Below are 24,111 nucleotides of genomic sequence, written 5' to 3' on the forward strand. Positions count from 1 at the left end.
GGCTGCCGGCCGAATTTGCATAGGGGCGGGGATTCATTGCTGTACTTGCCGTTCCAGCCGTCGCGCCGTCCGAAAATCCTCGAGGTGATGGACATTCGGCGCAAGCGCAGCTTCCTTGGAGAGCAGGTGATAGACGCGCGCGACCGTGCGCTGCTTCAGCTTCGGCCGCCCGGGCGGCAGCGCTCTCGCCTTGCGCACGGCGGCAATCGCGTGCTCGCGAAAATAGTCATAGGCGTCGGACATGGCTCGATGCTCTGCGGTCTGTGCAGGTGTCGAGAAGTTAACGGGCTTGGGAAAAGGTGGTTCCTGGCTGAATGTTTCGGGCGTATCTGCCCTCAGCGCGGCGACAGGAACGGGATGATCATCGGCACGCGGCGGCAATAGGCGCCGTAGGCGTCCTCGCCGAGCTCCTTGGACAGGAACACTTCTTCCATCCGGCCCTTCTGCCACATGCCGAGCGAGATCAGGATCGCGCCCAGGATCGTCGTGACCATGCCGATCGCGATCCCGGTGACGAGCATGCCGAAGATCAACCCAGTGTAGATCGGGTGACGCACGATGCCGTAGGGGCCGGTGTCGATGACGCGGTGGTCTTCTTTGTGGGTGATGGTGTTGGACCAGAACTTTCCGAGATGCAGCCGGCCCCACCAGGCGAAGGCGATGCCGGCGATCGAGAGCATCGCGGCGACATAGATGCCGCTGTCGCCGAGCACCCAGAGCGGCTTCCAGCCCAGGAGCTCCGCAACCCACGGCGTGTACAGGATGCCGCCGACCAGGATCGGCAGGCTATAGCGCTGCGACTCCAGCGTCATGACCTGCTTCTTGGTCCGGCCCTGCCAGAACGAGGCGCCCACCCAGCTGGCGAGAAAGGCGAGCCAGATCAGAGCCAGCAGTTCGGTCGGCCAGGTCGTGGTCCAGCCACCCCAGGCGACAGAGAGAAGCTTGCTGAAATCGAAGGACATGCGGAAAGGTTCTTTGGGTTGGGCGGCAGCTCAGCTGGCGCGCGAGGAGAGCGCGTGATGCTCGATGGCGCCGGAAGCGGGCGCGACGCCGCGGGCGAGAAGATGGGTGATGGTTTCGCGCAACACGGGCTCGATCGGGCGCGGCGAATAGCCGAGCTCGGTGCGCGCCTTGCCGATCGAGAGGTCGCTCGCGGCGAGCGCAATGCGCACGCCCTCGGCGGTGCCGTTGGGCGGCCGGCGCGTGATGTGGTCGGAGACGTATTCGAGCATGATCGCGGAGAGCTCGGCGATTTTGCCGGGCACGACGACCGGAAACTGCCGGCGCCCGCTCATCGCCGACATCATCCGCAGGATGTTGCCGAGCGGGACGCAGTCGCCGCCGAGGATGTAGCGCTGGCCGATGCGGCCGCGTTCCATCGTCAGCACGAGGCCCATGGCAACGTCGCGGACGTCGACGAGGTTGACCGGGAAGTTGAGGTGCGGCTGCACCTTCTTCTGCAGGAAGTACCACAGCATCGCGGTCGGCGGCGTCAGGTTGTGGTCGGCGGCGCCGATCGGCATGGTCGGCGTGCCGATCACCAGCGGGAAGCCTGCAGCCGCGGCCTTCGCGGCGCAATGCTCGGCCAGCGACTTCGACCGCGTATAGGCGCCCGGCATCGCATCGGCCCGCTGCAGCGCCTCTTCGGCGGGAACACCGCCCAGGTCGGAATAGCGGAACAGGATCGATTCCGTCGAGCAGTGCAAGAAGCGCGACACGCCGCGCTGCATCGCGGCCGCGAGCACGATTTCGGTACCGCGGCAATTGACGTCGTGAAAGGCCTGCTTGTCGGCGACCCACATGCCGGGCAGGCCGGCGAGGTGATAGACCTGATCGACGCCGGCCAGCGCGGCATCGACCGCGGTGCCGTCCAGCACCGAGCCATGGGCATATTCAACGTCGGCATGCGCCGCGGCCGGCGCACGGACATCGAGAACACGCACCCGCTGCCCACGGGCGCGGAGCGCTTCGACGAGATGATGTCCGATGAAGCCACTGCCACCGGTAACCAGTACGAGAGCCATGCAGAAGGTTTGCTGTTTCGCTTCGAGGACTATCGGGTTGAAAGGGAATTGGTCGGAAGAGGCGCCAGAATCGCGGCAAGGTCGCGACGGAAGCCCAATGCAATGAATAATTTTGCCATGACAAACATCGGTCCAAGCAGGAAATGCGTGGGGTGGTCGACCATCGACGGCTGCCGTTCCTCGAAAACCTTGTGGCCGACGATCTGCGCTGCGACGCCAAATCCGATCAGCACCGCAAAAATCGACCACATCATGACGATCGAGACCTGATTTCCGATCGCGGTTGCGACCGAAAGCAGCACGATCATCGCGGCGAGGATGCCAAGCCCGATCCCGGCGTCCAGCATCAGCCAGTAAACCAGCACCGGCAGGGCCAGAATCACGGCCAGACTCACCTCGATCCCGAAGATCGGGAAATGCACGAAGGTCAGCGGCAGCACGGCGCCGGTGAAGAGCAGGAGGATGCCGACCACGTGCATCGCGCAGTTCCAGGGATCGCGATGATATTCGACGTAGTCGGCCAGTTGACGTTGAAAATAACTGGCCATCTCGGTCTCGTGCAGCATGGGGTCGGGGAAGGTCGAAAAAAGCCTATAGCACCTGATAGGGCGGTGCACAAACCGGCACTATTGTCGCGCAAAACCGTTCTGTCGCGCCGTGGGACAGGTCACAAACGATCGGGACTTCAAAGGGTTCCGTTAGGCGACGGGGCACGTATGATCAGCGCTTCTTGGCGGGCTTTTTCGTCGCAGGCACAGGTGTCGCAACCGGACGCGCTGGCGCGTCATCCGGCAGCTTGGCGTAGGTCAGAATCTGCAACTGGCCGTTGACGGCCGAAGTCGGCTTGGCGCGGTCGATGAACTGCTCCTCGCCGAGGCCGATTGGGTGCAGCCGCTTGGTCGAGATCTTGAACGTGTTCACCAGCACGTCGCGGATCGCGTCCGCCCGGCGCTGGCTCAGGATCGCGTTGGCCTCGCGCGTCTTCGCATTGGATTCGACGTGGCCGACGATCAGGAAGGTGTAGGGCAGCAGGGAGGCGTGAACCAGCGCGTCGGCAATGCGGCCGACGGTCTGGTAGGACGTCGGCTGGATGATCGGCGTGTCGGCGTCGAACTGGATCTGCGCGGTGAAGGTCGGCAGGCTGGCGAGGTCTGGCGCGATCAGCGGCCGGTTCACCGGACCCGGGTCGTTCTTGATCCTGGCCTTGGCCCGCTCCATCACCTGCTGCTTCAGCGCGGGGATGTCGACCTCGGCGGCCTGTTCGAAATGGTTGAGCTTGCCGACGATGTCGTCGCGGGTCGGTGGTGCCGTTTGCGCAGCTGCCGCGTCCGCGAGCAAGGCGAGGCCGAGCGTGATGCAGAGTCCGGCGGTCGACAGCCTGTTCGCGCGCATCAGCGGTACCCCGCGTCGTCGACGGCCTTCAGGCAGTTGTTGCTGATACCCTTGGGCGTCGAGACCAGGCAGGGGACCGATTTGCTGGTTTCCTTGGTCGAGCCGCCGCAGACCTTGACGATCTCGCGCTGGCAGACGTTCGCCACGGTGACGCGGGCGGCAACGCGCTTCTGGATCGCGTCGAAGGCACCGAGATAGTCGCTCTGGCACTGCTGGGACAGCACGTCGCGGTTGCGCGACAGGCATTCCTTCAGCCGGGTCGAGTCCGGATTGACGCCGCGGCAATTGGCGACGATTTCCGCGCCGCAGCTCTTGGCCAGGAGCCCGAGCGAATCGCCAAAGCTCATGGTCTCCGCCGCCGCAAGCGACGGCATAACCAATGCCAGCACGATCGATGTGACGGAGCCCCGGACCATGGGCGCATCTGATACGGGGAAGTTCGCGATGGTCAAGGGGCGGGGAGGGAAGAAAGATGGCGCCGTAACGCTGCCGCAACAGGGCAGTGCCTCACGCCCGCTGCACGAAGCTGTCCACGACCTTCTTCTCGCCGGCCTTGTCGAAGGCGATGGTGAGCTTGTTGCCGTCGATCCTGGTGACGCGGCCGTAGCCGAATTTCTGGTGGAAGACGCGGTCGGAGAGCGAGAATTCCGAGGTCGTGCCGGTGGATTTGGCGACCAGCTCGCCCTCGATCGTCATGGGGCCGCGGCGGCGCGGGGAGAAGCTGCCGAAATCGGGCGAGGATGACGCGGACGAGAACGACGAGACTTGTTCCTCGAAGCCGCCGCTACCGCCGCCATTGCGGCCCTGTCCATTCGCCTGGCCCCGGTTGCGGTTGCCTTCCCGGTTTGCCTGGGCGCGCTGCCAGCCGGGCGTCGAATAGGTCGAGCCGAAAGCCTCCATGTCGTCGAAGCGGGAGGCGCCGTAGCCGCCGGTGCCGCCCCAGGCGGAGCCGCCCTTGGATTCCGTGATCTCGACATTGGCCGCCGGCAATTCGTCCAGGAAGCGCGACGGGATCGTGGTCGACCAAGTGCCATGGATCCGGCGGTTGGTCGCGAAGTAGATTTTTGCCCGGCGGCGGGCGCGGGTCAGGCCGACATGGCCGAGCCTGCGCTCTTCTTCCAGGCCGGCGCGGCCCTGCTCGTCCAGCGTACGCTGGCTCGGGAACAGGCCTTCCTCCCAGCCCGGCAGGAACACGTTGTCGAATTCGAGGCCCTTGGCCGAATGCAGCGTCATCAGCGACACCGCGTCCTCATCGGCCCCGCTGTCGCGGTCCATCACCAGCGAGATGTGCTCGAGGAATCCTTGCAGGTTCTCGAACTCCTCCATCGAGCGCACCAGCTCCTTGAGGTTCTCAAGCCGGCCCGCGGCGTCCGCCGAACGGTCCTTCTGCCACATCTCGGTATAGCCGCTCTCGTCGAGCACGATCTGGGCAAGATCGGTATGCGCGGTGACCTCGCGCTGGGCGCGCCAGCGGTCGAACTGGGCGACGACGTCGCGCAGGGACCCGCGCGCCTTCGGCTTCAGCTCGTCGGTCTCGACCACTGCGCGCGCGGCCTCAAACAAGGGAATCCGGCGCTTGCGGGCGTGGTCGTGCAGCATCTGCACGGTGGCATCGCCAAGGCCGCGCTTGGGGACGTTGACGATGCGCTCAAAGGCGAGATCGTCGGCGGGCGAGTTGATCACGCGCAGATAAGCCAGCGCGTCGCGGATTTCGGCGCGCTCGTAGAAGCGCGGGCCGCCGATGACGCGATAGGGCAGGCCGAGCGTGACGAAGCGGTCTTCGAATTCGCGCATCTGGTACGAGGCGCGCACCAGGATCGCGATCTCGTTGAGCTTCTCGCCCTGACGCTGGATCTGCTCGATCTCCTCGCCGATGCCGCGCGCTTCCTCTTCCGAATCCCACGAGCCCGTCACCGTGACCTTTTCGCCGTCCTGGTCCTCGGTGCGCAGCGTCTTGCCGAGCCGGCCTTCGTTATGGGCGATCAGGTGCGAGGCGGCGGCGAGGATGTGGCCGGTCGAGCGGTAATTGCGCTCGAGGCGGATCACCTTGGCGCCGGGGAAATCGTGGTCGAAGCGGAGGATGTTGTCGACCTCGGCGCCGCGCCAGCCATAGATCGACTGGTCGTCGTCGCCGACGCAGCAGATGTTCTTGACGTGGGCTTTTTCAGTAACGGGGGGCGGCGCCGCATCATCGCTCTCGTCATCACCGGGCCGGCGCGAAGCGTCGAGACCCGGTGATCCATCTCGCGAAGAATCGATGGATGGCCGGGTCAATCCCGGCAATGACGGGTTGGACGTCGGCGCCTGCGACAGCAGCCTTAGCCACAGATATTGCGCGACGTTGGTGTCCTGGTACTCGTCGACCAGGATGAATTTGAAGCGCTGCTGGTACTGCCGCAAAATATCCGGGTGCTCGCGGAAGATGCGGATGTCTTCGAGCAGCAGGTCGCCGAAATCGGCAGCGTTCAAGATCTTCAGTCGCTCCTGGTAGCTCGCATAGAGCTTGCCGCCCTTGCCGTTGGCGAAGACGGCGGCTTCGCCTGGCGGCACCTGCGACGGCGTCAGGCCGCGGTTCTTCCAGCCGTCGATCAGCCCGGCCAGCATGCGCGCCGGCCAGCGCTTGTCGTCGATGTTGTCGGCCTGCAGCAGCTGCTTGAGCAGCCGCACCTGATCGTCGACATCGAGCACGGTGAAGTTCGACTTGAGCTGCGCCAGCTCGGCATGGGTGCGCAGGATGCGCCCGCCGATGGAGTGGAAGGTGCCGAGCCACGGCATGCCTTCGACGGCGTGGCCGAGCATCTGGCCGAGCCGGTGCTTCATCTCGCGCGCGGCCTTGTTGGTGAATGTCACCGACAGGATCTCGGCGGGGCGGGCGCGGCCCTGGCTCAGGATGTGGGCGATACGCGTGGTCAGCACGCGGGTCTTGCCGGTGCCGGCGCCGGCCAGCACCAGGACCGGACCGTCCAAGGTCTCCACGGCGTCGCGCTGCTCGGGATTGAGCCCGGACAGGTATTTCGGGCCCACCGAGGCGCGCGCACGCGCGGCAATGCCGCCGGCTGCGGGCTGGTGGTCGGGGACGCTGGTGATCTTGCTCGGCTCGGTCATGCGAATCATTGGCCCCACGATGGCACCGCGGGGTTGCGGAAGGGAGCCTTCATAACAGGGATTGGTGCCTATATGGGGCGCCGGGAAGAGGTTTTCCACGTGCGCGGCGGGGCGATTTTGTTCCTGCGGGCAGGCGAATTTCCGGCGGCAGCGGGCCGGAACCAATGTTCCGAGTTGGAGATTGTTTGGGCAAGTGAGGCGCGTCAGTCGCGCCGTTCGCGGACAGTCATTGAAACAGAGGTTTTGACCATGCTGAGCTGGGTTGTGACGTTTCTGATTATCGCACTGATCGCGGGTATTCTGGGCTTTGGCGGCCTCGCCGGCGCATCGATCGAGATCGCCAAGATCATCTTCTTCATCGCGGTTGTCCTGTTCCTGGTCTCGGCCGTGGTCGGATTGGCCCGCGGCCGCACCAGGGTCTAGCGGCGCTTACCGCTTCGAGGGCATCGCCACGTTTCGGCCGATGCCCTCGGGCCGCGGCAGGGCGCTGTGGGCCTTGGCGACCCCGGCGATACGCTGCTGGATGTCGGGTGGAAACGGTGCAACGCGCCGCGCGTTCATGTCCATATGCAGCGACATGTTCTCCGAGGTGGCCGACAGCCAGCCTTCGGTGGCATGCCTCATCTCCTCGAACGTGTGCAGCCGCTTGTCGTCGGCCTCCAGCAGCCAGACCAGGATCTGCACGGGATCGCCGAGGTGGGTCTCGCGTAGATAGCGCACATGGCATTCGGCAGTGAAGGTCGAGCCGTGGCGCTCCTTCTTGTAAGCAGGACCGATCCCGAGCTCGAGCCAGAACTCGTCGATCGCACGGTCGAACATCACGTTGTAATAGGCCATGTTGAGATGGCCGTTATAGTCGATCCATTGCGGCTCGATCTGCATGATCGAGGTCCGGAACGGCTCCGCGTTGGGGGCTGTGGCGGCGGTGTCGGGCATGTTTCCTTCCCGGGCTATGCGTTCGGTCGCTTGACTTGACCGGTTAGATGTCCTTTGCCACGGTTCTTCTGTCGGGAGGAATGTCCGTGGGTACGACCATCACCAATAATCCGCCGCGGCCGGAGCCGAAAGCCCTCGCAAGCGCGCTGGAGCAGCTTGCCGCACGGTTCGGCAACCGCCTCATCACCTCGCAGGCCGTGCGCGAGCAGCACGGCCACACCACGACATGGATCGTCAATCAGCCGCCGGACGGCGTGGTGATGGCGCAGGAGACCGCCGACATCCAGGACGTGGTGCGGATCTGCGCCAAAAACCGTGTGCCTGTCATCGCCTTCGGCACCGGCACCTCGCTGGAAGGCCAGGTCAACGCGCCCGCCGGTGGCATCTCGATCGACCTGCGCGACATGAACAAGGTCCTCGCGGTGCATGCCGAGGACCTCGACTGCGTGATCCAGCCCGGCGTCACCCGCAAGGCGCTGAACGAGCATCTGCGCGACCAGGGCCTGTTCTTCCCGATCGATCCCGGCGCGGACGCCTCGCTCGGCGGCATGGCCTCGACCCGCGCCTCCGGCACCAATGCGGTGCGCTACGGCACCATGCGCGACAGCGTGCTGGCGCTGAAGGTGGTACGCGGCGACGGCGAGATCATCACGACCGGCACCCGCGCGAAAAAATCCTCCGCGGGCTACGACCTGACGCATCTGTTCGTCGGTGCCGAGGGTACGCTCGGGATCATCTCGGAATTGACCATTCGGCTGCGCGGCATCCCCGACACGATCGCGGCCGGCGCGGTGTCGTTCGAGACCGTGCATGGGGCGTGTCAGGCCGTGATCCTGGCGATCCAGACCGGCATTCCCGTGGCGCGCATCGAGCTGCTCAACGCCGCGCAGGTCAAGGCCTGCAACGCCTATTCGAAGCTGACGCTGCCGGAGACGCCGCTGCTCTTGATGGAATTCCACGGCAGCGAGATCGAGGTCGCCGAGCAGTCCAAGGCCTTCGGCGAGATCGCCAAGGACTGCGGCGGCGGCGATTTCTCCTGGACCACCAAGCCGGAGGATCGAACAAAACTTTGGCAGGCGCGGCACGATGCCTATTGGTCGGTGAAGGCGCTGCGGCCCGGCGACAGCATCGGCGTGGTCGCGACCGACGTCTGCGTGCCGATCTCGCGCCTTGCCGAATGCGTCGGCGAGACCGAGGAGGATCTGAAGCGCCTCAATTTGTTGTCGCCGATCGTCGGCCATGTCGGCGACGGCAATTTCCACTGCTCGCTGGTCTGCGACACCAACGACGCCGACGAGATGGCGCGCGGCGAAGAGTTCATGCATCGCCTGGTCGAGCGCGCGCAGGCGATGGACGGCACCTGCACCGGCGAGCACGGCATCGGCCAGGGCAAGCAGAAATACCTCAAGGCGGAGCTCGGCCCCGAGGCGATCGACGCGATGCGCGCGCTGAAAAAGGCGCTCGATCCGCTCAACATCTTCAACCCCGGCAAGATCGTGCCGGAGGCGTAGCGCCTGCTGCGTCGCGTTCGCGGAACTTTCGGCCGCGAGACCGGTTCCAATTCCGTCAGCTTCCGATGCCTCAATGGCGCGGCTCTGCGGGAGGATGCGATGTTGCGACCGGTCATTGGAATTGCCGCGATGGCGTTTGCCTGCATTTTGGCGGGCACGGCCCTGGGCAAGGGCGGCGGTGGTGGCCATGGCGGTGGGCACGGAGGCGGTCATGGTGGTGGCGGGCATGGTGGCGGCCACCACGGCGGCGGCCATTTTGGCGGTCAGGGCTTCGGACACGCGCATGGCGGCGGCCATCATGGCGGGCCGCACTTCGCGACGGGAGCGCGACATGGTGGTCCGAACTTCGGTCAGATCCGCAATGCGGCCGTTCGCCCCGCGAATTTCCGCAACGCTCTCAACGCGCATTCCAGCGCCTTCCGCAACGGCCGTCTGATAGGCAATCCGGCGGCGCGAGCCCAGATCGCAGCGGCGGCGGCACTGGCCGGCTGGCATGGTGCCAGCAGCGGATGGTGGCAACATGCGGGCGGCGGTTATGGCTGGGTCGGACCGCTGTTCTGGCCGTTCGCGTATAACGATCTCTACGACTACACGATCTGGGGCGATGGTCTCGGCTTCTGGGGCTACGGATATCCGGACATCTACGCCGGCATCTTCGGGCCCTATGGCTACGACGGTCTTTCGGCCTATCTGCCGCAGCGGCCGCAGGGCCGGCGGCAAGCGCGCGGCGTTGCGCTGGATCAGCTTTGCGGCAGCGACCGCCGCGAAATCGTCGGTCTGCCGATCGACCAGATCGCCGCTACGGTGCAGCCGAGCGAGGCGCAAGGCGCAAGCCTCGACGAGCTCGGCAACGCCTCGATCCAGGCGGCGGGCATGATCCGTGCGTCCTGCCCGGCGCAAGTCGCGGCGACGGCGCCCGGTCGGCTGGCGGCGATGCAGCAGCGCATCGAGGCGATGGAGAAAGCCGTCGATCTCGTTCAGCCCGCCCTGGATAATTTCTACGGCTTGCTCTCGGACGAGCAGAAGGCGCGCTTCAATGCGCTGGCCCAGGACCAGCGTCGCGCGACAGCTTCCAACAACACCGAGGGATCGCTGGTCCAGAATTGCGGGGCACCTGCCGCGCTCGATTGGCCCAGCACCGACATCGAGGCGCGGCTTCATCCCAACGACACTCAGCGCGCTACGCTACAGGTGCTCCAGGATACCAGCGCCAGGGTCAGCGCATCGCTCAAGGCGGCCTGCCAGCCCAGCGACGTGATGACGCCGCCGGCGCGAATGGCCGCGGTCCGCAAGCGGCTCGACATCATGCTCGACGGCGTCAAGTCGGTTCGCGCAGCGCTGGAGGACTTCTACGGCACGCTGAATGACGAGCAGAAGGCCCAGTTCGAGGCCATCGGACCACGCCGGACGTCGTGAATGCGTCCCGAGTCAGGGAGTGTCGCGGAAGAATCGCCTCGCCCATTTCGATAGGCCTCTCTATGCTCAGCGAGCCTGAAGAGCGGCAATACGGCGGCTGGAAGACCGCGGGTGGTGGGGCGATGAAGTGGTTCGCGAAGCGGAAGCCGGCGGACATCTGGGACGAGACGATCGAAGGGCCGCTCGGCGACATCGAGGCCGCCGAGCGTATCCGCGCCATTTGTGAGGCCGCGGCCACGAGCGCGGCAGGTTCCGCGCGCAACGACAAGCGGGAGAGCGGGCGTTACGAGCGCGCGGCCAAGGTCGCGATGGAAATCGCGATGAAGATCTCGGATGGATTGATGCGCGATGATGCGGTCCATCGCATCGTCAAACTCTGCATGAAGGCCGACGACCTCAAGACTGCGCAGATCCTGTTTCGCGCGATCCATGCCAGCTGGATCCGCGAGACGATCCAGCGGGATCACCCGACGCTGGCGGAGTGATGGCTGACCGTTGCCGCATTGAAGGCGCTTCCTCTCCCGCTTGCGGGAGAGGGTTGGGGAGAGGATATCTCCGCAGCGGGACAATCCCCAGGAGGAGAGAGCCCTCACCCGGCGCTCCGCGCCGACCTCTCCCGCAAGCGGGAGAGGTTACAGCGAGTTCGCGGCTCCGCCTGCGTGACCCAACTGCCATTCCTGTTTCGCCAGCTTGCGCACGGCCTCGTCCACGCTGTGGAAGACGTGCTCCTTCGGCAGCACGTCGTACAATCTGAATCGCTCGAATGCCTCCTGCGCGCGCACCGATTCCAGCCGGGCCAGCGCGACCGTGACGCCCTGTTCGCTACACGCCCTGAACACGTCGAGCAGGATCTGCGCGGCGGTGAAGTCGATCTCGACCATGCCGCTGGCCTCCAGCACCAGCAGCTGCGGCGTCGCCGCGCCGAGCACCTTGCCCACGTCGCTGCGGAAGCCTGGCGCATTGAGGAACGAGAGCGGCGCCTGCAGTCCGATCACCGCGACGCCGGCGATGCGCTCGCCGGTGATGTGCGGATGCGCGGGCCACCAGATCGTGGTGCCCGGCACGCGCTCGAACTCGACCAGCCGCGCGCGCGTCGTGCTCCAGATGCCGTGCAGCAGCGACAGCACGATGCCGAGGAACGCGCCCTGCTGGATCGGCAGCACGATGATCAGCGCTGCGGTGGCGGCGATCAGCAGGAATTCGCTGAAGGACTGCTTGTAGACCGTGACGATCTGCTTGACGCGGATGATGCGCAGCGCGACGAACAGCAAAATGCCGCCGAGCGCGGCGTCCGGAACGTGCTGCAACAGTCCCGTGCCGAATGCGAGCAGCGCCAGCACGATGGCAGCCGCCGCAAGGCCCGCAAGCTGCGACTGTCCGCCGGTCTCCGCGACGATGCCCGTCCGCGGCGGGCTGGCGTTGACCGGAAACGCGCCGAACAGGCCGGCCAGCACGCTGCCGGCGCCCGCGCCGAGGAAATCGCGGTCGACATCGGCCGGCTTGTCGGGATCGGACGGGAACGACCGCGTCGTCGCCGCGGTCTGCACCATCACCACGATGGTGATCACGAAGGCGAGCGGCACGAGACGCACCCATTGCTCCGGTGCAAGCATGGGGAATGTCGGCCGTGGCAGTGTGCCCGGCACCGTGCCGACGACGCTCACGCCCTTGGTCTCGAGGCCGAGTGCGATCGTGGCCAGCGTCGCGGCGACGAGCCCGATCAGCGCGCCGGGAATTTTTGCGCTGACCTTCTCGGAAACGAAGACCACGGCCAGCACGCCGAAGCCGATGCACAAGGTGAAGGGATTGACCCGGCCGAGCTCGGTGGCGAGCACGCCAATGCGATCGAGCGTCGGCCCGCTCGGCGATTCCAGCCCGAGCACGCCCGGCAGTTGCGAGACGATGATGTGGACCGAGATGCCGGCGAGGAAGCCGACCATCACCGGCACCGACAAGAGATTGGCGATGCCGCCGAGGCGGAAGGCGCCGCCGGCCAGCATCATTGCGCCGACCATCAGCGCCAGCGCGATCGCAAGCCCCTGATATTCGGGCGAGCCGGCAGCGGCCAGTGCGGCAAGCCCGCCGGCGAAGATCGGCGTGATCGTGGAATCGGCGCCGCAGGACAGGAAGCGGTTGCCGCCGAGCAACGCAAAGCCGAGCGAGCCCGCCATGAAGGCGAAGAAGCCGAGCTGCGGCGCGAAGCCGCCGAGCCGCGCCGTGGCCATCTGCTCGGGGATGGCGATCGCCGCCAGCGTCAGCCCCGCCATGAGATCGCCGGGCAGGGAATAGGACGCGAGTGAGCGAAACAGCGGCCAGGCATGCTCCTTTGAGCCCTTGGCGTGAGCGTCGTGCGGCATCGATGAGAAATCCCCGGAAATTCCTGTCCGCTGATAAGACTACAGCATTTCCGTATCGGGAAGCGGCAGACGCAATTTCCCTGCATCGCAATGACGGAGGACGGATTGTCCTCCGCGTCACGCGATCTGTGGTCTCAGTACCGGCTGCGATAATTGTCGCCGCGTCCGTAGCCGCCACCGCCGTGGCCACCCATGCCCATGCCGAGACCGATGCCGACACCAATTCCGACGCCGACGGCTTCGGGCGACGGGCCGGGCGGCGGCGCGCGCTCGTAAACCACGTCATCGGGCGGCGGCCGGCGCGGCTTCGGCGGCGTCTCGACCACCTTGCGCTTCGGCGGCGTAGCGTCGACGCGCTTCTTGATGACAGGGGCGACCGCCGGGTTGACCGGCGTTGCCGGTATCGACGGTGTCGAGCACGGGCAGGTCGGCGCCAGCGCGACGGCGACCGGAGCGGGAGCGGCCGCGACCGCAGCAGGCAGGACGTAGTTGCGGTTCTGCACCCGGAGCAGCAGCCTGCGCGCGGTGGCGGCGAGGTCGCTGTTGTCCCAGTTCGCCAGATAAGCCTCGAACGAGGCCCGGGTGTTGATCGCGGTGGCCCGCTCCCAGGCCAGCATCTGGCGCCGGCGCTCCAGGATCGTGCGCAGGCGCGGCGTGAAGGACGCCTGCGCGTACAGCTCGACATAGGCCTGATACGCCTCGACTGTGTCGTCGGCGATCACGATCTCATAGGCAGCCTTCGGCTCCTTGCCCTGCAAATCCTTGCGCCAGTCCGCGACGCTGCGCGTGCCGCTGGCCAGCGCCATGGAGGACGCGCCGGGAACCGCTGGCTGCTGGCTGCTGCTCTCGCCGCCGAAGAACTTGAAGTCGGTCGTCAGCGACGAGCTCTCCCAGGGAATCTGCCGCCCGTCGGTCGATTGCGCCACGGAGATGCGGATGCGCTTGAAGACCTCCTCGATCGGCAGATTGGGCTGCTTGGCGACGGTCAGCGCCGCAGTGGTGTACGGGCTGTCGATGCCGCTGCCGTCCTCGGCCTCCGCGCCGGGCGAGGTCGAATAGGAAATGAAGGAGCCGGGCGCGCCGGCCTTGGTGTCGACGATCGCGAGCCCGTGGCCGGCGCCGCTGAGCGCCGGGAAGGGATTGTTGCGGCACGCATCGAGCATGAAGATGCGGGCCCGCGTCGGCAGTGCCCCGAGCGTGTTGAGCAAATCGTTCAGCCGTACGCCCTGCAGCGGAATGTCGGCCTCGCGCTTGGGGTCGAGATCGACCGGCACCAGATAATTCTCGCCGTCGATCTGAAGGCCGTGGCCGGCATAGAACACCAGCGCGACGGTGTCGGCGCCGCTGGCGCTGACCTTGCCGGCGAAATCCGAGATCGCCTGACGCATGTCGTTCTGCGCCAGATTGGATGCCGTGGTGACGGTGAAGCCGGCATTGCCCAGCAGTTCCGTCATGCCCTTGGCGTCGTTGGCGGCATTGGGCAGTTCCGGCACGGTGCGATAGGCGGATTGACCGATCACGAGCGCGAGCCGCGCTTCGGCCGCGGCCCCCGTCGGCGTCATCAATTGGGTGAGTGCAAGAAGACCGGATGCGAGAAACAAATTGCGAAGGACTGGACGGCGCATGGTGTCTCCTCCACCGGCAATATGCGCGATGATGTCACCTTTTCTAGGTCGCTGCCACGCGTCTGTCTGTGCACTGGATCACGCTGCAAGCTGCGGCAAAATGGGGCAGCGGAACTGCCGGAGCTGGCGCGTCAGGCCGTGCGCCGTCAGAACAGTCCGCGATCCCAGGGCGGCTCGGGCGCAAAATGCGCAGCGAGAAAGTCGATGAAGGCGCGCACCTTGGCGGGCGGACGCCGGTCGGGTAGGTAGACCGCGTGCACCGCCGAGGTCTGGACCTCCGGCTGGTCGAGCGGAAGCGCGACCAGCGTGCCGACGCGAAGGTCGTCGGCGATGATGAAGGTCGGCTGTCGCGCGAGGCCGAGGCCCGCCAATGTTGCCGCGCGCAGCGCATCGCCATTGTTGGCGCGCAGGGTGCCGCTGACCTGGACGCGGATCTCGCCATCGACGCCGAACAGCCATTCCGCCGCGCTCGCCTGCTGCGAGAGCGTGTAGCCGAGGCAGTTATGGGCGGCGAGGTCGGCGACGCTGCGCGGCGTGCCGTGCTTCGCCAGATAGGACGGCGCGGCGCAGACGACCATGCGGTTCGGCGCGAGGCGTCGCGCCACCATGCTGGAGTCGCGCAGCTTGCCGATGCGGATCGCGAGGTCCCAGCCTTCCTCGGCGAGATCGACGAGGCGGTCGTTGAGGCCGAGCTCGACGGTGACCTCGGGATGGCGTTCCGAAAACTCGGCGATGGCGGGCGCGATTTGCCGGGTGCCGAACACGACGGGGACATTGACCCGCAACAGCCCGCGCGGCTCGACGCGCTCGCGCGCGACCGCGGCGTCGGCGGCCTCCATGTCGGCGAGGATGCGCTCGGAGGATTCCAGATAGCTCCGTCCGGCCTCGGTGATGGACAGCCGCCTTGTGGTCCGGTGGAACAGTCTTGTGCCGAGCCGGGCTTCGAGCGCGGCGACATGCTTGGTCACCATGGTCTGCGACAGGCCCATGGCCCGGGCCGCGCCGGACAGGCTCCCGATCGCCGCGACCTTGGCGAAGACTTCCAGGCTGGTCAGCCGGTCGAGCATTCATCTCACTCTATTGGTGTGAGGTATATTTCCATTATAGCGGATTATCGTGATCTTGAGAATAGATCATAGCTGCCTCCAACAAGGAGACCACCATGATCGATTCCCGTACCGCTCCCTACGCCGCGCTGGTGCTGCGCGTGACGCTGGGTGCGCTGTTCCTCGCCCATGCCAGCCTGAAGTTGTTCGTGTTCACCCCCGCCGGCACCGCAAAGTTTTTCGGAAGCCTCGGCTTCCCGCCCGAGCTCGCCTACCTCATCATGACGGTGGAAGTTCTCAGTGGCGTCGCGCTGATCCTCGGCTTCTGGACCCGCTATGCGGCGCTGGCCGGCATTCCGATCCTGCTCGGTGCGATCTTCACCGTGCACGGCGCCGCCGGCTTCTTCTTCACCAACCCGAAGGGCGGCTGGGAATTCCCCGCCTTCTGGGCGATCGCGCTCGCGGCGCAAGCCCTGCTCGGCGACGGCGCCTACGCGCTGCGTCCGTCCCGCGACGTCGCGGTGGCGAGCGGCCAGCTCAGCGGCGCGCATTCGCGCTGACGTCACGGCATCCGCTCGATCGCAACAGCCGCGGGATCAATATCCCGCGGCTTGTTCTGCTTCGCACCCATCAATCTGCGTTCGGCATTGATCCATACCTGAATTGGATCGATCCGCGTCAATCTTGCATGGCGGGCCTCGTCGCTGCCGTGCGGCATCATCGGAAACACCGACAAACACAGGCGTTCCGAGGCGGTCTCTGCCGACGCGCCTGCTTCTTGCGCCATCGCGGCACCCCGGCTGCAACTCTTGCCTGCGCCGTCGCTTTGGCCATACAGTCCGCACAACGGGCTGCGGCAACGACCGCGGCACGAAAAAATAATAATTGGGGAGAGACCGCATCATGACCATCGTGCCCGTGAACCGTCGCGCGTTCATCAAGTCATCGACGGGACTTGCCGCCGGCCTCGTGTTCTCCCCCGCCCTCATCGGCCGCGCCGAAGCCGCCACGATGAAGCTGAAATGCTCATCCTCGCTGCCGAACGATCCAAAATACGCCAACGGCCGCGTCTACTACGACAATCTGGTCAAGAACCTGAAGGGCAACGGGCTCGGCGAGCAGGTCGAGGTCGCGTTCTTTCCCGACAACCAGTTGGGGCAGGAAATCGACGTCATCAACTCGGTGAAGCTCGGTGTCATCGACCTGATGGTGTCGGGCTCCTCGATCTCGGCCAATTTGGTGCCGCTGGTCGGCACCTACGACCTCGGCTTTCTGTTCTCGAGCTTCCCGCAGCAGACCAAGGCGTTCGACGCCGGCGCCGCCAAGCCGATCGAGGACGCGCTGCTCAAGGGCGGCAACATCCGCATCATCGCCTGGGCCTATAATTTCGGCTCGCGCAGCGTCCTTGCGAGGAAGCCGGTGAAGACGCCGGAGGATCTCGCCGGCCTCAAGATCAGGACGCTGCCAAATCCCGTCATCACCGAATGCCTGCGGCTGATGGGGGCCGCCGCGACGCCGCTGGCGTTCGGCGAAATCTACACGGCGCTGCAGGCCGGCGTGCTGGACGGGCTGGAGCACGATCCGCCGACGATCCTGGCCAGCAAGTTCTTCGAAACGGCGAAGTTCTACGCGCTGACGCAGCACAATTTCTCGCCGCTCGCGATCTATTTCAGCGACATGACCTACAACCGCATGGATCCGAAGCTGCGCGAAGGCTTCCTCGATGCCGCGAAGAAGGCCGCGGCCGACACCCGTACCCATGGGCTTGCGGTCGAGAAGGAAGCGCTGGCGGCCTTGACCGAGAAGGGCGTGACGGTCGCCGAATGCGACCGCGAGGCGTTCAGGAAGCGCGTCGCGCCGCAGATCGAGAACTTCATCAAGGCGCGGCCGGAATCGAAGCCGGTCATCGACATCATCCGCGCGACGCAAGCCTGAGATGGCGATGACAGCCGCCGTGCCCCTCTCGGGCGGCCGCCACGGTAGCATCGCCCTGCTGCTTCGCTCGAGCGACGCGATCGCGGCCATCCTGCTGGCTGCGGATCTCGTGGTCGTCTGCGCGTCCGTGCTGCTGCGCTTTTGCTTCAACGCACCGGTCGAATGGTCCGACGACGTCGCGCGCGGCCTGATGGTCGGCTCGGCCTTCTTCGGCGCGGCGAGCGCGCTCGCGCGCGGCGAGAATGTCGGCGTGTCCTTCTTCCGCGACCTGTTGTCGCCGCGGCTGCGGACGCTGGTCGACGCCGCCGCCGCGCTGCTGATCGTGCTGATCTCCGGCTATGTCGCCTACAACGCGATCAAGCTGGGCTCGCTGACGGCGGGCCAGACCACCGGCTCGGGCCTGCCGCTGGAGCTGACCTTCTATCCGATGGGCGTCGGTGCGCTGTTCATGACGGTGTTCGCGATCGACCATCTTTGCGCCAGGCCGCTGCCCGACATCGTCCGGGGGCTCGTCGCGATTGCCGTCGTGACCGGGCTCTATCTGGCCTGGGATTATCTGTCGCCCGCCACGGTGCCGTCAGCGGGCACGCTGATGCTGATCGGCTTTTTCGCGACGCTGTTCGGCGGATTGCCGATCGGCTTTGCGCTGGCGCTGGCCGCGCTGATCTTCATCTGGGTCGAGGGCGCGCTGCCCGGCGTGATCTTCGCCCAGCAGATGGCGCGCGGCATCGACAATTTCGTGCTGCTGGCGATTCCGTTCTTCATTCTCGTCGGCTACCTCATGGAAGCCAACGGCATGTCGGTGCGCCTGATCGAGTTGTTGCAGCGCGGGGTCGGCCGCATGCGCGGCGGGCTCAACGTGGTGATGGTGGCCTCGATGGTGCTGTTCTCGGGCATCTCGGGCTCGAAGATGGCCGACGTCGCCGCTGTCGGCTCCGTGCTGATCCCTGCGGCGCGCCGCTCCAAGCAGAATCCGGGCGGCGCGGTGGCGCTGCTCGCGGCTTCCGCCGTGATGGCGGAGACGATCCCGCCGTGCATCAACCTGATCATCCTGGGATTCGTGGCGAACCTGTCGATCGGCGGCCTGTTTGTCGCGGGCCTGCTGCCGGCGGCGCTGATGGCGCTGGTCCTGATCGCCGTCTCCATCATCTTCGGCAAGCGGCCAGCCGATGCCGAAGAGGTCGCGCCACAGATTCCGGTGTCCGGCCTGTGGAGCGGCGCGATCGCCTCGTTCGGCCTGATCTTCATGATCTTCTTCGGCTTCAAGAGCGGGTTTGCCACAGCCACGGAAATCTCGGCCTTCGCGGTCGCCTATGCGCTCGTCGTGGGCAGCCTGGTGTTCCGCGAGCTCGGCTTCACATCGGCCGCGCACAGTTTCGTGCAGGCCGCAACGCGCGCGGGGCTCGTGCTGTTCATCGTCGCCGCGGCGCAATCGCTCGCGTTCACGCTGACCTTGCAGCAGGTGCCGCATGCGGTCGGCGATTTCATGCTGGGACTGTCGAAGACCTCGGGCGTCTGGCTGTTCATGCTGCTCGCGATCGCGGTGCTGATCGTGATGGGCTCGGTGCTGGAAGGCGCGGCCGCGCTGATCATCTTCGGGCCGCTGCTGCTGCCGGTCGCGGTGCAGCTCGGCATCGATCCCCTGCATTTCGGCGTGGTGCTGGTGATCGCGATGGGGATCGGCCTGTTCGCGCCGCCGCTCGGGCTCGGGCTCTACGGCGCCTGCCTGATCGGCAACGTGCCGATCGAGCAGACGGTGAAGCCGATCATGGGCTATCTCGGCCTGTTGTTCCTCTGCCTGCTGGTGATCGCCTTCGTGCCATGGCTCTCGACCGCGCTGCCGCGCGCATTCGGCTACTGAAGGAGTTTTCCGTGAAAGTCCTGCTGGCTCACACGCCGGAGATGCGCCGCAATTACTACGGCGACCGCAGCCTGAACGGCCTGCGCGCCACCGCCGAGGTGATCCTGCACGAGCGCGACAATACGCTGGACGCGGCCAGCCTCGTGCGCGCGGCGAAAGATGCCGACATCATCGTCGCCGACCGCATGACCGAGGGGCGCGGCGAGATCTTTGCGCAACTGCCGCGCCTGCGTGCCTTCGTCCGCTGTGCCGTCGATATCCGCAACGTCGATGTCGAGGCCGCCTCGACCGCCGGCGTGCTGGTGACCCGCGCCGGCCCCGGCTTCGTGCAGGCGGTGGCCGAGCTCGCACTCGGCTTCATGGTCGATCTTTCCCGCGGCGTCTCGCGGGCGACCGCCGACTATCAGTCCGGCCGCAAGCCGGAAGCGCGGATGGGCCGTCAGCTCGCCGGCAGCCGGATCGGCATCATCGGTTATGGCAGCATCGGGCGTTACCTCGCCGAAGTGGCAAAAGTGCTGCGCATGGAGGTGCTGGTCTCCGATCCCTTCGCGACCGTCGGCGACAGCGCCATCCGGCAGGTCGGTCTCGACGAGCTTCTCGCCGCGTCGGACTATGTCGTATGCCTTGCGGTTGCGAATGAAGCGACCGAGAACCTGATCGGTGAGGCGGCGCTGGCGTGCATGCAGAAGCACGCGCTGTTCATCAATCTGTCGCGCGGCAATCTCGTCGACGAGGCGGCGCTTGCCCGCGCGCTGCGCGAAAACCGCATCGCCGGCGCGGCGATGGATGTCGGCCGTGCACCCGACCAGATGCCGACGCCGGAGCTGGCGAGGCTCCCCAATGTCATCGCCACGCCGCATGTCGGCGGCCTGACGCCGCAGGCGATCGAATATCAGTCGCTGGAAACGGTGCGGCAGGTCGCGGCCATCGTCAAGGGCGAGGTGCCGCAAGGCGCCGTCAACGCGGAGCGCTGGACGCGGCGGCCGTGAGCGCCGCTATAGCCGGTCCACTGCCTTGAACGTCCCGTCCTTCTGGATCACGGTCAGGAACACCTTCGGCGGCGTGTCGATCATGCCCACGCCGACGGTGACGATGCTGCCGCTGATGTCGAAGCGGCCGACATCGTTGATGGCGCGCAGCAGGCTCGCGCGCGTCGGTTGCGGTCCGGCCTGTTCCAGCGCCGCGGCAGCTAGGCGGCCGGAGAGGTAGCCTTCGAGCGACACGAAGTCCGGTGTCAGCGCCGGGTCGAACGCTTTCTGCGCCGCCTGGTAGTCGGCGACCAGCTTCAGCGAGCGGTCCCAGGGAAACGGCACGACCTGCGAGACGATGACGCCTTCGCCCTCGGGGCCGAGCTCCTGGGCGAGCGCGTTGGCGCCGACGAAGGAGATGTTGACGAAAGTCGGATGCGCGCCGCTGCGGTGAGCGAGCTTGATGAACTCCGCGCAGGGACCGTAGGTCCCGACCATGACGATCGCCTCCGGCTCGACGCGCTTGATCATGCGCCAGGCCGAGGTGACCGCGCGGGTGTTGCGCTCGAAGGTGCCTTCGGCGGCGAGCTCGAGGCCACGTTTGGCGAGCGCGCGCTTCACGCCGGACAGACCGTCGCGGCCGAAGGAATCGTCCTGGTAGAAGATCGCGATCCGGGTGAAGTGGAGATCCTCCGTGAGGTGCTTGACCCACGCCTCGGCTTCGGCGCCATAGCTCGCGCGGATATTGACCACGTTCGCAAGCTCGAGGTCGCGCAAGAATTCGGCGCCGCTGAACGGACCGATGAAGGGCACCTTCCTGGGGCTGGTGATCGGAATTGTGGCCATTGCGGTCGGCGTGCCCACCGCACCGATCAGCGCGAACACCTTGTCGTCCTCGATCAGCCGCAGCGTCTGCGCAGCCGAGCGGTCGGGGTCGTAGCCGTCGTCGCGGCTGATGAGCTGGAGCTTGCGGCCGTGGACGCCGCCCTTGGCGTTGATCTCGGTGAACGCCGCGACGATGCCCTGCCGCATCCGCTGTCCGAGTGCGGAGGAGGGGCCTTCCAGGGCTGCGGCCTGGCCGAACAGGATCGCATCCTCGCTGACGCCGACCTCGTCGCCTCGCGCCGGCAGCATCGCCGCGGACAGCCATGCGATGGTCAATGCGGCGTATGTCGCGGATCGCGATCGTGTCATGACGAGCTGGCCGGATGCTGGAGACGTTGCGGAGACGATAGGTCTGGCGCGCTGAACAGGTCGCTAACCTGGGATGCGTCGAGAGGTCCGTAAGACTCCGGGGAAAACCGGCAGGATACTGTCAGACTGACGTAACTCGCAGGTCAATCGTTAACTAAGCCGCGTGATGCGGAACAGGCCGGTTCCGAAATTGGGCAGTTCTTAACCGCGTTCCTTGTCCGATAGTGGTTCCGGCGGCTCAACCAGAAGTTCGAGTGGCCGTGCGATGGGGACTTGCGGATCAAGATGGGCGGTCGCGATCAGAACGATCAGGATCGGAGGCGTATGACCGGGTGGTGGCGTGCCGCGCCGCTGCTCGGGCTCTATCGCCCTGCGCTCGTCGCCGTCGGCGTCGGGCTTCTGTTCTCGATCGCGGGCGCGGCCGCCGTGGCGCGATGGGAACATCGTGTCAACAGGATCGAGTTCGAGAACGCGGCCGAGACCGAGGCCATCGTCATGCAGCACGGCATGGGCGAGTACATCTCCAGGCTCGTCGCCCTGCGCACGCTGTTCGAATCGACCAACGAGGAGATCACCCGCAGCGAATTCGAGACCTTCAGCGCCCGCCTGTTCGAGCGCCATCCCGGCATGCTGCGCATCGCCTGGGTGCCGCGCGTCAACCGCAAGGAGCGCGCCGAATACGAGGCCGCCGCGGTGACCGACGGCGTGTCCGGCTACCGCATCAAGTCGCTCCAGGGCGATGCGTTCGCGACCGCGCCGCAGAGCGATGAGTATTTTCCGGTGTTCTACTCGACCCAGCCGAAGACGTCGCCGGTCTACGGCATGGACTACGCGAGCGTTCCGGAGCGCCGCGCGGCCCTCGAGCGCGCGCGCGATACCGACCGTGTTGTGGCCATTCGCACGCGCCTTTACGAGCCGAGGGAGGGCAGCCGGCAGCCCGACGTCCTCGTCGCCATTCCCGTCTACGCCAAGGGAACCTCGCGCGACACGTCGGTGGACCGGCGCCGCAATCTCGCCGGCTTCGTCGTCGGCGTCTTCGACCTGCCGCTGCTGATTCAGTCCATTCGCGTGACCACAGGCGCAAGCCCCGCGGTCAGCGTCAACGTCTATCCACCGTTCACGGGTCAGATCGTCAGCCTGGATGAAATGCTGCCGGATTATGCGTCGGCCGCGACGGCGCCGCAGTCGATGCGTGACGTCGCGCAGGCCCTGCACTGGTCAGGCAGCCTCAAGATCGGTGACACCGATTGGCAGGTGCGGGCGGTCCCGGCTTCCGGTGGTCCGCTGGAGACGACTTACGATCGCGCGGGCGCGGTGCTGATCGTCGGCATGCTGCTGACGCTGTCGCTGTCGACCTACCTCATGCTTGCAAGCCGCAATTCGCGGCGGCTGTCGCTGGCGAACCGGCGGGTGCTCGAGCTCGCCCATACCGACATCCTGACCGGACTGCCCAACCGCGCCTTCTTCCTCGCCCGGCTCGACGAGCTCAATGGCCGTCTGAACGACGGCGGTCCGGCCTTCTCGATCCTGATGCTCGACCTCGACCGCTTCAAGAACGTCAACGACTCGCTCGGTCACGGTGCCGGCGATGCGCTGCTGCGCCAGGTCGCGCAGCGGCTGAAATCCGCCATGCGCGCCAGCGACGTGCTGGCCCGGCTCGGCGGCGACGAATTCGCCATCATCCAGGAAGCTTGCGAGGACCAGCGCGTCTGCTCGACCGAGCTGGCGGGGCGGATCGCAAAGCTCATCGCCAACCCGTTCCTCCTGCCCGGACACCGCGTCGAGATCGGTACCAGCATCGGTATTGCGATTGCGCCCGATCACGGCAGCGGCCAGGAGCAGCTGTTGAAAAAGGCCGACCTTGCGCTCTACCGCTCGAAATCGGCCGGCCGCAACTGCTTCACCATCTACGACGAGGCGATGTCGGCCGAGCTCGAGGCGCGCAACGTGCTGGAAGGCGATTTGCGCGACGCCATCGCACGGTGCCAGCTGGAGGTGCACTACCAGCCGTTCATCGACGCGCTCAGCGGCGAGCGGCGCGGCTTCGAGGCGCTGGTGCGCTGGCGGCATCCGACGCGCGGATTGATTCCGCCGGACCAGTTCATCCCGCTTGCCGAGGAAACCGGACTGATCGTGCCGCTCGGCGAGTTCGTGCTGCGGCGCGCCTGCGCGGACGCAGCCGGGTGGCCCTCCGGCCTCGCGGTCGCCGTCAACCTGTCGCCGATCCAGTTCAAGGAGGCCGAGCTGTTCGAGATGATCAGCGCGGCGCTCGCCGATTCCGGGCTGCCGCCGCAGCGGCTGGAGATCGAGATCACCGAATCCGTCCTGCTGGAGCGCGGGGTCGAGAACCACGCCTTCATGGAACGGCTGAAGAGCATCGGCATCGAGCTCGCGCTCGACGATTTCGGCACCGGCTATTCGTCGCTCAGCTATCTGACCGCGTTCCCGTTCGACAAGATCAAGATCGACAAGTCGTTCATCCGCAACCTCACGCATCAGCCGCGCAGCTCCGCCATCATCTCCTCGATCGTGACGCTGGCGCGCGGGCTCGACATGTCGGTCACCGCCGAGGGCGTCGAGACCCGCGAGGAGTACGAGCGGCTGAAGGCGCTCGGCGTCAATTTCGCACAGGGCTATCTGTTCGGCCGCCCGCAGCCGATCGAGCGGATCCTGTTCGACGCGCCGGTCAAAGCCTCACGGCGCGACGCCGCCTGAGCGCGGCGCACAAGCGTCCCGCTCAA

The 24,111-nt window shown here is 66.2% G+C and carries 22 protein-coding genes; 9 read left to right on the forward strand and 13 right to left on the reverse strand.

Annotated features, from left to right (window positions below; all coding sequences use genetic code 11):
* Positions 1-33: 33 nt before the first annotated feature.
* The 7 genes from NR187_RS06260 to NR187_RS06290 form a co-directional block, all read right to left on the reverse strand.
* Entirely contained in the window at positions 34-243 is a 210-nt protein-coding gene (locus tag NR187_RS06260; protein WP_256806058.1) for a hypothetical protein, read from the reverse strand.
* A 92-nt stretch (positions 244-335) separates the two neighbouring features.
* Positions 336-962, reverse strand: a complete 627-nt coding sequence (locus NR187_RS06265) for an isoprenylcysteine carboxylmethyltransferase family protein (RefSeq protein ID WP_211384545.1) — start codon at positions 960-962, stop codon at positions 336-338.
* Positions 963-992: 30 nt separating this feature from the next.
* Complete coding sequence (locus tag NR187_RS06270; protein ID WP_256806059.1) at positions 993-2,024, reverse strand: NAD-dependent epimerase/dehydratase family protein; 1,032 nt, start codon at positions 2,022-2,024, stop codon at positions 993-995.
* 29 nt (positions 2,025-2,053) lie between these two features.
* Positions 2,054-2,590 (reverse strand): DUF962 domain-containing protein, encoded by a 537-nt coding sequence (locus NR187_RS06275; RefSeq protein ID WP_256806060.1) that lies wholly within the window; start codon positions 2,588-2,590, stop codon positions 2,054-2,056.
* Positions 2,591-2,744: 154 nt separating this feature from the next.
* A complete protein-coding gene (locus NR187_RS06280; RefSeq protein WP_211384548.1) occupies positions 2,745-3,416 on the reverse strand; it encodes an OmpA family protein in 672 nt (223 codons plus the stop codon).
* Positions 3,416-3,832, reverse strand: coding sequence for a hypothetical protein (locus NR187_RS06285; RefSeq protein ID WP_211384549.1), 417 nt, complete (start codon positions 3,830-3,832; stop codon positions 3,416-3,418). Before NR187_RS06285 ends, NR187_RS06280 begins: the two co-directional genes overlap by 1 nt.
* A gap of 91 nt (positions 3,833-3,923) precedes the next feature.
* Positions 3,924-6,530 (reverse strand): ATP-dependent helicase, encoded by a 2,607-nt coding sequence (locus NR187_RS06290; protein WP_256806061.1) that lies wholly within the window; start codon positions 6,528-6,530, stop codon positions 3,924-3,926.
* 240 nt (positions 6,531-6,770) lie between these two features.
* Here NR187_RS06290 and NR187_RS06295 point away from each other — a divergent pair, with 240 nt between their 5' ends.
* Positions 6,771-6,944, forward strand: a complete 174-nt coding sequence (locus NR187_RS06295; RefSeq protein ID WP_211384551.1) for a DUF1328 domain-containing protein — start codon at positions 6,771-6,773, stop codon at positions 6,942-6,944.
* 6 nt (positions 6,945-6,950) lie between these two features.
* Here NR187_RS06295 and NR187_RS06300 read toward each other — a convergent pair whose 3' ends face one another.
* Complete coding sequence (locus NR187_RS06300; protein WP_256806062.1) at positions 6,951-7,457, reverse strand: thioesterase family protein; 507 nt, start codon at positions 7,455-7,457, stop codon at positions 6,951-6,953.
* Positions 7,458-7,543: 86 nt separating this feature from the next.
* Between NR187_RS06300 and NR187_RS06305 the strand changes: the two genes are divergently transcribed.
* The 3 genes from NR187_RS06305 to NR187_RS06315 all read left to right on the forward strand — a co-directional run bounded on the left by NR187_RS06305 (position 7,544) and on the right by NR187_RS06315 (position 10,869).
* Positions 7,544-8,968 carry an FAD-binding oxidoreductase gene (locus NR187_RS06305; RefSeq protein ID WP_211384553.1) on the forward strand — a complete coding sequence of 475 codons (1,425 nt, stop codon included), beginning with the start codon at positions 7,544-7,546 and terminating at the stop codon, positions 8,966-8,968.
* A 99-nt stretch (positions 8,969-9,067) separates the two neighbouring features.
* A complete protein-coding gene (locus tag NR187_RS06310) occupies positions 9,068-10,384 on the forward strand; it encodes a Spy/CpxP family protein refolding chaperone (RefSeq protein ID WP_256806063.1) in 1,317 nt (438 codons plus the stop codon).
* A 122-nt stretch (positions 10,385-10,506) separates the two neighbouring features.
* Positions 10,507-10,869, forward strand: a complete 363-nt coding sequence (locus tag NR187_RS06315; protein WP_211384807.1) for a hypothetical protein — start codon at positions 10,507-10,509, stop codon at positions 10,867-10,869.
* A 147-nt stretch (positions 10,870-11,016) separates the two neighbouring features.
* Here NR187_RS06315 and NR187_RS06320 read toward each other — a convergent pair whose 3' ends face one another.
* The 3 genes from NR187_RS06320 to NR187_RS06330 form a co-directional block, all read right to left on the reverse strand.
* Positions 11,017-12,741: a SulP family inorganic anion transporter gene (locus NR187_RS06320; protein WP_211384555.1), complete on the reverse strand. Its 1,725-nt coding sequence runs from the start codon at positions 12,739-12,741 to the stop codon at positions 11,017-11,019.
* A gap of 134 nt (positions 12,742-12,875) precedes the next feature.
* Positions 12,876-14,366 carry a caspase family protein gene (locus tag NR187_RS06325; RefSeq protein ID WP_256806064.1) on the reverse strand — a complete coding sequence of 497 codons (1,491 nt, stop codon included), beginning with the start codon at positions 14,364-14,366 and terminating at the stop codon, positions 12,876-12,878.
* Positions 14,367-14,512: 146 nt separating this feature from the next.
* On the reverse strand, positions 14,513-15,433 hold the full coding sequence (locus tag NR187_RS06330) for a LysR family transcriptional regulator (RefSeq protein ID WP_256806065.1): 921 nt from the start codon (positions 15,431-15,433) through the stop codon (positions 14,513-14,515).
* Positions 15,434-15,528: 95 nt separating this feature from the next.
* Here NR187_RS06330 and NR187_RS06335 point away from each other — a divergent pair, with 95 nt between their 5' ends.
* Complete coding sequence (locus NR187_RS06335; protein ID WP_211384558.1) at positions 15,529-15,972, forward strand: DoxX family protein; 444 nt, start codon at positions 15,529-15,531, stop codon at positions 15,970-15,972.
* Between the two features lie 2 nt (positions 15,973-15,974).
* Here NR187_RS06335 and NR187_RS06340 read toward each other — a convergent pair whose 3' ends face one another.
* Positions 15,975-16,133, reverse strand: a complete 159-nt coding sequence (locus NR187_RS06340) for a hypothetical protein (RefSeq protein ID WP_211384559.1) — start codon at positions 16,131-16,133, stop codon at positions 15,975-15,977.
* Positions 16,134-16,315: 182 nt separating this feature from the next.
* Between NR187_RS06340 and NR187_RS06345 the strand changes: the two genes are divergently transcribed.
* From NR187_RS06345 to NR187_RS06355, 3 genes are read left to right on the forward strand one after another with little or no spacing between them, the layout of a single operon-like run.
* The gene (locus NR187_RS06345) at positions 16,316-17,347 is read left to right on the forward strand and encodes a TRAP transporter substrate-binding protein (protein WP_211384560.1); all 1,032 of its coding nucleotides are present in this window, start codon (positions 16,316-16,318) and stop codon (positions 17,345-17,347) included.
* A 7-nt stretch (positions 17,348-17,354) separates the two neighbouring features.
* The gene (locus NR187_RS06350; protein ID WP_211384561.1) at positions 17,355-19,208 is read left to right on the forward strand and encodes a TRAP transporter large permease subunit; all 1,854 of its coding nucleotides are present in this window, start codon (positions 17,355-17,357) and stop codon (positions 19,206-19,208) included.
* 11 nt (positions 19,209-19,219) lie between these two features.
* Complete coding sequence (locus tag NR187_RS06355; RefSeq protein ID WP_256806066.1) at positions 19,220-20,197, forward strand: NAD(P)-dependent oxidoreductase; 978 nt, start codon at positions 19,220-19,222, stop codon at positions 20,195-20,197.
* Positions 20,198-20,203: 6 nt separating this feature from the next.
* Here NR187_RS06355 and NR187_RS06360 read toward each other — a convergent pair whose 3' ends face one another.
* Complete coding sequence (locus tag NR187_RS06360) at positions 20,204-21,370, reverse strand: ABC transporter substrate-binding protein (RefSeq protein WP_256806067.1); 1,167 nt, start codon at positions 21,368-21,370, stop codon at positions 20,204-20,206.
* Between the two features lie 324 nt (positions 21,371-21,694).
* Here NR187_RS06360 and NR187_RS06365 point away from each other — a divergent pair, with 324 nt between their 5' ends.
* A complete protein-coding gene (locus NR187_RS06365) occupies positions 21,695-24,085 on the forward strand; it encodes an EAL domain-containing protein (protein ID WP_256806068.1) in 2,391 nt (796 codons plus the stop codon).
* Positions 24,086-24,111 lie beyond the last annotated feature (26 nt).

Origin of the sequence: Bradyrhizobium sp. Bra64 (assembly GCF_024519875.1) — a bacterium.
In the GTDB taxonomy this organism is placed as follows: Bacteria; Pseudomonadota; Alphaproteobacteria; order Rhizobiales; family Xanthobacteraceae; genus Bradyrhizobium; species Bradyrhizobium japonicum_G.